The 10,536-nt window shown below is 66.1% G+C and carries 10 protein-coding genes; 9 read left to right on the top strand and 1 reads right to left on the bottom strand.

The window, feature by feature from the left end; genetic code table 11:
• Positions 1-29 precede the first annotated feature (29 nt).
• The 7 genes from ACMO6A_RS05295 (at position 30) to ACMO6A_RS05265 (ending at position 6,556) form a co-directional block, all read left to right on the top strand.
• A complete protein-coding gene (locus ACMO6A_RS05295; RefSeq protein WP_009305222.1) occupies positions 30-689 on the top strand; it encodes a hypothetical protein in 660 nt (219 codons plus the stop codon).
• 128 nt (positions 690-817) lie between these two features.
• Complete coding sequence (locus ACMO6A_RS05290; RefSeq protein ID WP_009305221.1) at positions 818-1,429, top strand: cyclodeaminase/cyclohydrolase family protein; 612 nt, start codon at positions 818-820, stop codon at positions 1,427-1,429.
• Between the two features lie 37 nt (positions 1,430-1,466).
• Positions 1,467-2,336 carry a bifunctional 5,10-methylenetetrahydrofolate dehydrogenase/5,10-methenyltetrahydrofolate cyclohydrolase gene (locus tag ACMO6A_RS05285; RefSeq protein WP_009305220.1) on the top strand — a complete coding sequence of 290 codons (870 nt, stop codon included), beginning with the start codon at positions 1,467-1,469 and terminating at the stop codon, positions 2,334-2,336.
• A 3-nt stretch (positions 2,337-2,339) separates the two neighbouring features.
• Positions 2,340-2,981: a 4Fe-4S dicluster domain-containing protein gene (locus ACMO6A_RS05280; protein ID WP_015761434.1), complete on the top strand. Its 642-nt coding sequence runs from the start codon at positions 2,340-2,342 to the stop codon at positions 2,979-2,981.
• Positions 2,982-2,985: 4 nt separating this feature from the next.
• Complete coding sequence (gene fdhF / locus ACMO6A_RS05275) at positions 2,986-5,412, top strand: formate dehydrogenase subunit alpha (protein WP_009305217.1); 2,427 nt, start codon at positions 2,986-2,988, stop codon at positions 5,410-5,412.
• Positions 5,409-6,035 (top strand): 4Fe-4S dicluster domain-containing protein, encoded by a 627-nt coding sequence (locus ACMO6A_RS05270; RefSeq protein WP_009305216.1) that lies wholly within the window; start codon positions 5,409-5,411, stop codon positions 6,033-6,035. The genes fdhF and ACMO6A_RS05270 overlap by 4 nt, the downstream gene beginning before the upstream one ends.
• Entirely contained in the window at positions 6,035-6,556 is a 522-nt protein-coding gene (locus ACMO6A_RS05265; protein WP_009305215.1) for a 4Fe-4S dicluster domain-containing protein, read from the top strand. The genes ACMO6A_RS05270 and ACMO6A_RS05265 overlap by 1 nt, the downstream gene beginning before the upstream one ends.
• Positions 6,557-6,948: 392 nt before the next feature.
• Here the strand turns inward: ACMO6A_RS05265 and ACMO6A_RS05260 are convergent, their stop codons facing one another.
• A complete protein-coding gene (locus ACMO6A_RS05260) occupies positions 6,949-8,025 on the bottom strand; it encodes a M24 family metallopeptidase (protein WP_009305214.1) in 1,077 nt (358 codons plus the stop codon).
• Positions 8,026-8,201: 176 nt separating this feature from the next.
• Between ACMO6A_RS05260 and tsaE the strand changes: the two genes are divergently transcribed.
• Together tsaE and tsaB are read left to right on the top strand one after the other, a co-directional pair.
• Positions 8,202-8,696, top strand: coding sequence for a tRNA (adenosine(37)-N6)-threonylcarbamoyltransferase complex ATPase subunit type 1 TsaE (gene tsaE, locus ACMO6A_RS05255; RefSeq protein WP_009305213.1), 495 nt, complete (start codon positions 8,202-8,204; stop codon positions 8,694-8,696).
• Positions 8,693-10,536 (top strand): tRNA (adenosine(37)-N6)-threonylcarbamoyltransferase complex dimerization subunit type 1 TsaB (gene tsaB, locus ACMO6A_RS05250; protein ID WP_418470869.1); only part of this gene is annotated, 1,844 nt, incomplete at its 3' end. The genes tsaE and tsaB, both read left to right, overlap by 4 nt.

Here is a 10,536-nt window from a genome sequence, read left to right as displayed (position 1 = left end):
CGCTAGATCCGTGAAAGGGGTCGAAGGATATGAAACCTGTTAGCAACGGTGCGAAAGCGGTCTTTGCGGTCGCTTTCGCCCTCTTTCTCGCGGTCGTCCTTGTCGGCATTGCGCTTTCGGACAATCCGGTAAAGAAGTTCTTCAAGCAGCAGGAAGTTCTGGATATTGCGAAGATGCACATGTCCCAAGTGAAAAGTGGCGAGGTCTATACGGGCGCGCTGCAATTCGCAGATGACATCGACTTCGACAACCTCGCGCTCAGCCAGGTAATCCCAATGTATAGCGCGCGCCAAAACGGAGACGTAGTGCGCGATGAGAACGAAGGATACGCGGTCTACTCCAACGGCAAGGTGGTGGCGTTGTTCGGGATCTATAAGTGCGATCCCGGTGCCGTTACTGGTGGTACCACCATGTCGAACGTCGGGCTCGAGGTTGTTCAGAACATGCTGAGCGATCCTGGCACCTGTGCGCTCTTGCAGCCTTGCGATTCTTCCGGCGCGCTGTACGTGACGCCTCATTCGAGTGAAGCCGTAGAAGTCTTCGACCCGGGCCCTTCCTTTCCCGGCGAACCTCCCGAGCCTCCTCCCGCACCTGAAACGGTAACGCTGGAATCGGTTGGAATCACATCGGAGATGATCTCCCAAATCGATTTCCCCGAGCATCAGGATCCCGTTCCGTTTAGCGTGTAGCAAGAGGGCTGACCGTCCAAGCGGTGGTTGCCGACCGAAGCGTGCGGATTATCTCAGGATTCCGCGCGTTTCGGTCGGCTTGTCGTATCATGCAGGTACCAATAAGCGCGGCGACGAGGAGGATCTTCTTGGACACCACCTTTATCGACGAACTGGCGAGCGCGGCTCCCACGCCCGGCGGGGGCGGCGCGGCATCCTACGTGGGAGCCGTGGCATCCGCGCTCGCGTCCATGGTGGGCAATCTGACCGTGGGCAAGAAGACGTACGCAGCGGTGGAAGACGACGTGCGCGCAACCCTCGAACGGCTCGCGCTTCTGCGGAACAAGCTGCTCGCGCTCATCGAGTCGGACGCGCAGGCGTTCGAGCCTCTGGCTGCGTCGTACCGCATGCCGAAGGCCACGCCCGAGGAGGCGGCGGCGAAGCAGGCGGCGCTGCAGCTGGCGCTGGGACCCGCGTGCGACGTGCCGCTGATCATCATGCGTACGTGCGCCGAGGTCATCGACCATGCCGACTTTCTCGCGCATAACGGCAGCAAGCTGGCCGTTTCGGACGCGGGCGCGGCGGCAGTGCTGGCGCAGGCGGCCGTGGTGGCGGCCAGCATGAACGTCTACATCAACGCGGCCTCGATGGACGACGAAGCGCGCGCCGATCGCTATCGCGCCGAAGCCGATCGGCTCATCGCCGAGGCGAACGAGCGCGCCGACGGAATTCTCGCCTACACCATGGACGCGATACGGTAACATCGCCAGTTTCACGACGCGAACCAGAAAGGCAGACATGGCTGAGCTACTGAAGGGGAAGCCCGTTGTCGACAGCATGGCGCTCGATCTACGCGCGCGCATCGAGGCGCTCGGCCGCGCGAAGGTCGTGCCCGCGCTCGCGCTCGTGCGCGTGGGCCAGCGTCCCGACGACCTGTCCTACGAACGCACGGCCCGTAAACGTGCCGAATCGCTCGGCATCGCCATCAGGCCGTACGAGTTGGACGAGTTCGCCCCCCAAGCGGCCATAGAGGCGGCAATCCACGAGGTGAACCGCGACGAAAACGTGCACGGCTGCCTGTTGTTCCGGCCGCTGCCGTCGTTCGTGGACGAGTCGCACGTGTGCGAGCTGCTCGATCCGAAGAAGGATATCGACGGCATCACGCTGGCATCGCTGGCCTCGGTGTTCACCGACGGCCACGCGGGCTACCCGCCCGCGACGGCGGCCGCGTGCATTCAGCTGCTCGATCATTACCAGGTGCCGCTCCAGGGCAAGCACGTCGTGGTGGTGGGACGCAGCCTCGTCGTGGGCAAGCCCGTGTCCATGATGCTGCTACGCCGCAACGCTAGCGTGACCATCTGTCACAGCAAGACCGAGAACCTAGCCGACATCATGCGTTCGGCCGACGTGGTCATCTGCGCCACCGGTCGCGCTCGGACGTTCGGCGCACAGTTCTTCGGCCCGGGTCAGACGGTACTTGACGTGGGCATCAACTTCGACACGCAGGGAAACCTGTGCGGCGACGTGGACTTCGCCGAGGTCGAGCCGGTGGTGGCGGCCATCACGCCGGTGCCGGGCGGCATCGGCACGGTCACCACGTCGGTGACGATGGCGCATACGGTGGCCGCTGCCGAAGCGGCGCTGGCCGCGCGCACCGGGAGGCGCTAGACGGTGCGAGCCTCTTCCCCGATGGGCCGCAAGTTCGTCATTGCCGATCCTGCTACCTGCATCGGCTGTAAGACGTGCATGGCTGCGTGTTTTCATCGCCACGATGTGCCGAACGACGTGGCCGTTCCGCGTCTTACGCTGGTCACTACGCGCACCATCTCGGCGCCTGTCGGCTGCCACCATTGCGCCGAGGCCCCGTGCGTGGACGCGTGCCCCACGGGGTGCCTGTTCACCGACGACGAGCATGTGGGCGTGCATCCGGACAAGTGCATCGGCTGTCGCAACTGCGTGCTGGCCTGCCCGTACGGCGCGGTGGAAATCGTAACCGAAAAGCTGCCGCCCGAACCGGAAGCCGCGTCCGGCACCGAGGCTGCGGCGGCTTCCGCTCAGGATGACAAGGGCGCCCGCGCGCGGGCTCGCGCGAAGAAGCGCAAGCGCACGAAATCGACCGTGGTGAAGTGCGACCTGTGCCTCGATCGCGCCGGCGGCCCGGCGTGCGCGGCGGCGTGTCCCACCAAGGCGCTGCGGCTCATCGATGCGCAGTTCATGGAGCGCGCGCGGCAGAACAAGCGCAAGGCGGCGGCGCGAGCGTCCGCGTCGTTCGCCAGCATGAAGCTCAACGCGGCTCTGGACGAGGGGGAGTAGGCTCATGGAAAAGCATATGGCGGTGTGCCCGTACTGCGGCGCCGGTTGCAAGATGAACCTCGTGGTGGAAAACGGCCAGGTCATCGATGCGGAAGGCCTTCCCGGTATCACGAATGAAGGCGAGCTGTGCCTGAAGGGCATGTACGGCTACGATTTCGTCAACGACACGAAAATCCTCACGCCGCGCATCTACCATCCTATGATCCGCCGCACGAAAGGCGCGCCGCTCGAGCGCGTCACCTGGGACGAGGCGCTCGATTTCACGGCCGAGCGGCTCCGCGCCATAATTGAGGAGCATGGTGCGGAATCCGTGATGCTCACCGGTTCGTCGCGCGGCGCGGGTAACGAGGCCAACTACGTGATGCAGAAGTTCACGCGAGCCTGTCTGGGCACGAACAACATCGACAACTGCGCGCGCACCTGTCATGCGGCCAGCGTCATCGGGCTCATGGAAGTCGTCGGATCGGGTGCCATGAGCGTGAGCATCCCCACGTTGGAGGAGACGGACTGCATCTTGCTGTTCGGCTACAACCCGGCGGCCAGCCATCCAATAGTGGCGCGCCGCATCGTGAACGCGAAGGAGCGCGGGGCCGATCTCATCGTGTGCGATCCGCGCGTCATCGAGTCGGCACGCATCGCGGATATGTACCTGCCGCTGAAGAACGGGTCGAACCTGGCGTTGCTGAACGCGTTCGCGTATGCGATCATCGACGAGGAGCTTGCCGACTGGGATTTCATCGACGAGCACACGACGGGCTTCGATGTCTGGTGGGAGGTCGTGCAGGACTACGCGCCCGAGGATGTGGAAGAGGTCACGGGTCTTCCGTCCGAAACCATCCGCCAGGCGGCGCGCCGCTACGCCAACGCCGATACGGCTGTCATCGGCTGGGGGATGGGCGTGACACAGCAGGCGCAAGGCGTGCAGACCGTGCGCGCCATCGCGGCGTTGGCCATGATCACCGGGCATATCGGCACGCATGCGAGCGGGCTTGCGCCGGTGCGCGGCCAGAACAACGTGCAAGGCAGCTGCGACATGGGCATGTGGCCCAGCCTGTATCCCGGCTACCAGCGCGTGAGCGACCCTGCGGTGCGCGCGAAGTTCGCAGCGGCCTGGGGTGTCGACGAGGAACGCCTGTCGCTCAAGGAGGGTTTCAAACTCACCGACCTGCCGCACGGCGTGGCCGAGGGCACGATCCGCGCGTTCTACAACTTCGGTGAAGACCCGCTGCAAACCGAGCCCGACACGGCGCAGATGCGCGCCACGCTGGAAGGCCTCGACCTGCTGATCAGCCAGGACATCTTCATGACCCAGACCACGGCGCTGGCCGACGTGGTGCTGCCCGCCACGTCGTGGGCCGAGCACGACGCCGTGTACACCGCGTCGGACCGCTCGTTCCAGCGCACCACCGCCGCGCTGCCGCCGAAGGGCGAGTGCCGCCACGACTGGCAGATTTTCGCCGACCTGTCCACGCGCATGGGCTATCCAATGCACTACCGCGACACCCAGGAAATCTGGGACGAAGTGCGCAGCCTGTGCCCCCAGTTCGCCGGTGCGACGTACGAGAAGATGGCCGGCACGGGCTACGCTCAGTGGCCCATCTTCGCCGAGGCCGCGGACGATCCCGACAACCACGGCACGGCCGAGCTGTTCGCGGGCGGCATCTTCACCACGCCCGACGGAAAGGGTCGCCTCGAGGCGGCTGCGTGGCGTCCGCCCACCGAGCAGCCCGACGAGCGCTATCCGCTCGTGCTGTGCACGGTGCGCGAGGTGGGTCACTACTCGTGCCGTTCGATGACCGGCAACTGCAAAGCGCTGGCAGCGCTGGCCGACGAGCCGGGCTACGTGAGCATCAGCCCGGTCGACGCCGACGCGCGCGGTATCGACGAGGAGCAGCTCGTGTGGGTCGCGTCGCGCCGTGGCAAGGTGCTGGCGCGCGCGGCGGTGGACGAGCGCATCAACGACGGCGCCGTGTACATGACCTACCAGTGGTGGATCGGCAAGTGCAACGAGCTGACCCTGCACGCCACCGACGGCGAATCGGGCACGCCCGAAGACAAGTACAGCGCCTGCCAGGTGGAGGCCATTCCCGATCAGGCGTGGGCCGAAACGTACCTTGTGGAGCGCTACGCCGAGCTGAAGGCGCAGCTGGCAGCCGAGGCCGACCGGCAAAACCCGCAGCCCGAGACCGAGATTTCGGCCGCTTCGAGCGAAGTGGCCGATGTCGTTCCCGCCGTTCCGGGCGGAGCGACCGAAGGCGGCGAAGCCGCCGGAGTCGAAGGATCCCGCGCGGCGTTAGCAGGAGGAGTTTCGGGGGCAGCAGGCGTCCCATCGGTTGCCGCCGCCGAGCCGCCCCGCGCGTTCGCGCCGCACGAGGCCGAGGTGGCGGGCCGCGCGCTGTACGCGAACGGCGAGGAAGAGACGCTCGTATGAACCGCTTCGTCGTATCCGACCCGTCGCGGTGCATCGGCTGCAGCGCCTGCCGCGTCACCTGCACGGAAAGCCATCGCCGCCGCGCCCTGCGGCCCGCCTCGCGCATCTCGCTCGTGAAGACGCGCACGGTGTCGGCCGCCGTGACGTGCCATCAGTGCGAAGGCGCGCCTTGCATGACGGTGTGCCCCGAGGGCGCCATCGTACAGGAGCGCGATCGCCTGCACGTGGACGAAAGCCGCTGCACAGGGTGTTTGCTGTGCGCGCTCGTGTGCCCGTTCGGGGCGGTGTACCCGTCGGCGCCCTCGACCGCGCACGTCAAGGCGGCGCCGTACAGCCGCGCTTCGTCGGCGCGCTCGGCCGGGTTGCTGCGCCAGAAGGAGACGGGCGCCTACACGTCGGTGGTGATGTGCGACCTGTGCGCGAAGTCGCCGAACGGCCCGCGTTGCGTGGAGGCCTGCCCTACGAAGGCGCTCGCGCTGGTGGACGAGGGCATGCTGGAGGCTTTGGGTCGCACGCGACGCATCGAGGCCATCGAGATGACCGACATCGCCATGCGCGGCGCTTTGGGAGCTGACCTGGCCGTTCGGGTCGATGCGTTGTTCGACAGGGAAGGGGATGCCTGATGGGGACGATCAAGCCGCGCGTGCCGAACGCCATCTCGGCGGGACGGCCCGCTTCGTCGGCGCGCCGCGTCCACGAGCCGGTCAAAGGAAAGCCTCGCCACGACTTCGAGCGCTGCATCGCTTGCGCAGCCTGCGCGGTGGCATGCGATGCGGGCGCTATCCGCATCTTCATCGACGAGGACGAAGGCCTGCTGGTGTGGACGCTCGACCTGTACGATTGCACGCAGTGCGGTCGCTGCGTGCCCGTGTGCCCCACCGGCGCGATGGGCCTCATCGAGGGCGCGGAGTTCGCCGACGACCCGGAGCCGCCCAAGCGCTGCCTGTTCGCGTTGGCCGAGTGCGAGTCGTGCGGCCGTTACTACGCAACGAACAAGGAGGTGGCGTTCGCGAACGAGCTGCTCGAGCAGGAGGAGCACGCCGATGCCGCTCGCGCTCGCGCGCTCACGTCCATCTGCCCCGACTGCAAGCGCCTGCACGATGCGAAAGCCGCCGCCAGGAGAAGCGGCATGAAGCGCGGATAACCTCCCAAATCAACGCAAGCACCCAGCCTCTGACGCGGTGTGGGTGCCTTCATTCCCTGCATCTGAGCGTAGCCCTGTTAGCCGGCGCTCGGCGTCAAAGGAGCTGCAAGCTTCGCCATTCATATATATGATGAAAATCATCATGGACAAAACATGCCGCTTTTCGGTAGTTTTCAGCAGCGAATCGGAGTGCTTGGTCAAGACAATTCGAAGAAATGCCAGGTGAGAAAGCTTTCGTTGGCTTCATCCTAGGCAGAGAATACTGAAAAGTGCCCCGTTTTGTCCATGACTTTTCGGCTAATATTAACCTGCAACCGGCAAGCAACTCGCGGGCGTTTCATGCGAAACGCCCGCATTCGCGTTGGAGAAACCACCCCGGTGACTTCTTTGCGCTAGCCGATCGAAACCAGCTCGCGGGGGTAGCTGTTGAGCACTTCGCAGCCGTCTTCGGTGACCAGCACGAGGTCCTCGATGCGCACGCCGAACTCGCCGGGCAGGTAGATGCCCGGCTCGATGGAGAACACCATGCCCGCTTGCACCGGCGCGTCGTGCGCGGCCGACACGTCGCCGGGCTCGTGCACGTCGAGGCCGATCTGGTGTCCCAGGCGATGCGTGAAGTAGGAGCCGTAGCCCGCCTCTTCGATGATTGAGCGAGCTGCGGCGTCGATGTCGCAGAAGCGCACGCCGGGAGCTACCAGCTTGCGCGCCGCCTCGTTCGCGCGCCGCACGGTGTCGTGCACCTCGCGCAGTTTTTCGCTGGGCTCGCCGAACACGAAGGTGCGCGTCATGTCGGAGCAGTACTCGCCCTTGCGGCAACCCACGTCGAACAGGACCACGTCACCGCTGGCCAGCGGCGTGTCGTCGGGCTCGTGGTGCGGATCGGCCGCGTTCGCGCCGAAGCTGACGATGGGGGTGAACGAGTGGCCCTGCGCGCCCAGTTCGCGGTAGATCGCCTCCAGCTGGCCGGCCACGTCGGCCTCGGTGACGCCCTCGTGCACGAGCCGGCGGAAACGGTCCATGGCGGCATCGTTCGCGGCGCTGGCGGCGCGCATAAGCTCGCGCTCGGTATCGTCCTTGATGGCGCGCGCGTCGTCTACCGCATCAGAGGCCAGCACGAAGCCGCTCGCCGCGCCGCGCTCCATGAGCGGCAGCAGGAAGCGGGCAGGCAGGTTCTTGTCGCAGCCCAGCGGCTTGTCGGCATCGCACAGCCCTTCGACGATGGCCAGCGGATCGTCGGTGTCGGTGAACGAGCGCACGGTGCAGGCGGCGTCGGCCGGCGCGGCGAACAGCGCATTCAGCACGAGGGTGGGTCGAGCGTCCGATCCGACGATCAGCCCGAGGAAGCGCTCGCCCGGCTCGATGAACGCTCCGGTGAGATAGTGGATGGAACGGGGATCGCATACGAGCATCTGCTCGAGACCTCGGTTCGCGAGGTTGCGCCTCACGGTTTTGATGCGCTGTTCGTACATGGCGTGGCTCCTTACGTTGTCGCCGACAAGGTCGGACGGGTTTGTTTGCTGCGATGATAGCTCATCGAGCGCTACGCGCGGCGCATCTTCCCTCGAATGCGGGGATATTCGGGAGGGCTGGTTCGCGCAGGCGCGTTTAGCGTATGATACGAAGCATGGCAAACGGACTTACATACATGCGCAAAACCACCTCGTCCGAGGCGACGAAACAGCTGGCGGCCACGCTTGCGCCCTACTTGCAGGCGGGCGACGTCATCGTGCTGTCGGGCGATCTAGGTGCGGGCAAGACGCAGTTCGTGCAGGGCGTGGCGGCAGGGCTCGGCGTGCGCGACCAGGTGACCAGCCCCACGTTCAACATCTTGCTGACGTACCCTGCCGGCTCGCTGCCGTTGTACCACTTCGATCTGTACCGACTCGAAGAGGCGGACGAGCTCGAGGACATCGGCTATTACGAGACCATCGACGGCGACGGCGCGTCGTTCGTCGAGTGGGGTGAGAAGTTCCCTGAGGCGCTTCCGTACGGTTATCTGGAGATATCCATCAGGGTGGACGACGAGGGCAACCGCTCCGTGCGGACCCACGCTTACGGCGACCGTGCACGTCGGTTGCTGTTCGTGTGGGCGAAGGATTCGAAATCGCGGCTGATGAAGTGCGCGGGAGGAACTGCGTGAGCGACATGAATTTGCGTCCCGAAGGGGCGTCCGAGCGGGCACGGTACGTGCTCGCCTTCGATACTGCCAACGAAATCATCGCTATCGGGTTGGGCGTGCTGCATGCGTCGTCGCGTATGATCGAGTTGACGGCTTCCGTGGAAGCCGAGGCTCGACGCGCGTCGAACACCCAGCTGCTGCCCCGCATCGACGCAGCGTTGGCCGAACACGGCGTGGCACGCGAGGACATCGCGTGCGTGGCGGTGGGCCGCGGCCCGGGATCGTTCACGGGCGTGCGCATCGCGATGGCTACGGCGAAGGGCATCGCGTCAGCACTCGAGGTGCCGCTGGTTGGCGTATCGTCGCTTGATGCGGTGGCGTGGAACGCATGGGCGGCGGGCGAGCGCGGGCCGCTGTCCGTGGTGGCCGACGCCATGCGCAAGGAAGTGTACCCGGTGCGCTATCTGCTGAACGATACGGGCATCGAGCGGTTGGAGGCCGACCGCGTGGTGAAGGCCGAAGACGCCGCGCGGGAACTTGCTGCTGAGGGCGACCTGTCCGGGTCGGCGTCTGCGACGGTGCCCAGTCGCTCGGACAGTCCTGGCTCGCACGAAACGTCCGCAGGACGTTTCGGCTCGACGGGCGCGGCGCCGCGGAGCGAAGCGGAGCAAGTCCCCGAAGGGGAGACTCGCTTGGTGGGCGCCATCGCAGACGCCGACCCTGCCGAGGGGGACGCGTGGCCGCAGGTTTCCGCACGTCTTCTTTGCGGCGATGCGCTGAAGAAATATGGGGAGTTATTTGAGGGCTGCGGGGCGGCGCTGCCTGCCGAGTTGTGGATGCCGACGGGTCGCGGGCTGTTGCTGGCGCTGCAGGCGGCGTGGCGGGCGGGCGAGGCCGACCCGCTCGATGCGCGTCGCCATGACCCTGCGTTCGCGCTGCCGGTGTACACGCGCCTATCGGATGCGGAGGAGAACGAGCGCATCCGCCTGGCGAAGAACGATCCGAAGAACCTTGCGACCGGCGTGCAGGACGTGGCGAAGCGGGCCGACCAGCGCGCGACCATGCACGATACCGCCATCCTGAACGCACAGCCCGACGAGCATGGCATCACGTACAAGCCGCTCGATGCCGCCCATGCAGGCGCTGTCGCGACGTTGGAGTCCCTAGTCATGGGATCAGACGCTTGGAGCGAAGCGCTCGTGGCCGACGAACTCCCCCGCGCCGACCGCGTGTGGTGGGCAGCTTACGAAGGGGAAGCGCTTGCGGGTTACGCCGGCGGGTGGATCGTCGACGGGCAGGTGCAGATCCTCAAGGTGGGCGTCGACCCGGCCATGCGGCGACGCGGCATCGCGCGCGAGCTGTTGGCGCACGTGGCGGCCGATGCGCGCGACCTGGGCGCGTCCCGTTGCTCGCTCGAGGTGCGGGCGGGGAATGTCGGTGCGCAGGAGTTGTACGCCGCGCTCGGCTTCCGTTCGCTGGGTGTGCGCCCGCGTTACTACTCCGACGGCGAGGACGCCGTCATCATGGAGGGCCCTCTGCCGTTGGCCAGGCACGATGTGGCCGGCATGGAGCTGGTGGTGGGCGCTGCCAGCGACGATGCCCGCTCCCTCCGTGACGAAGTGCAAACGGATGTTTCACGCGAAACATCCGAACGCCGCCCCCTCATCCTCGCCATCGAATCGTCCTGCGACGAGACGGCGGCCGCCATCGTCGACGGCAACGGCACGCTTATCGCCGACGTCGTGGCCTCGCAGATCGACTTCCATGCGCGCTTCGGCGGCGTGGTGCCCGAGATCGCTAGCCGCAAGCACATCGAGGCTATCTGCGGCGTGTGCGACGAGTGCTTCGACGTGGCTGCTTC

The sequence above is a fragment of the Eggerthella sp. genome (assembly GCF_048329335.1).
GTDB classification, from domain to species: domain Bacteria; phylum Actinomycetota; class Coriobacteriia; order Coriobacteriales; family Eggerthellaceae; genus Eggerthella; species Eggerthella lenta.
Note: the sequence above shows the minus strand (reverse complement) of the source record. Positions and strands in the feature narration are given on the sequence as shown.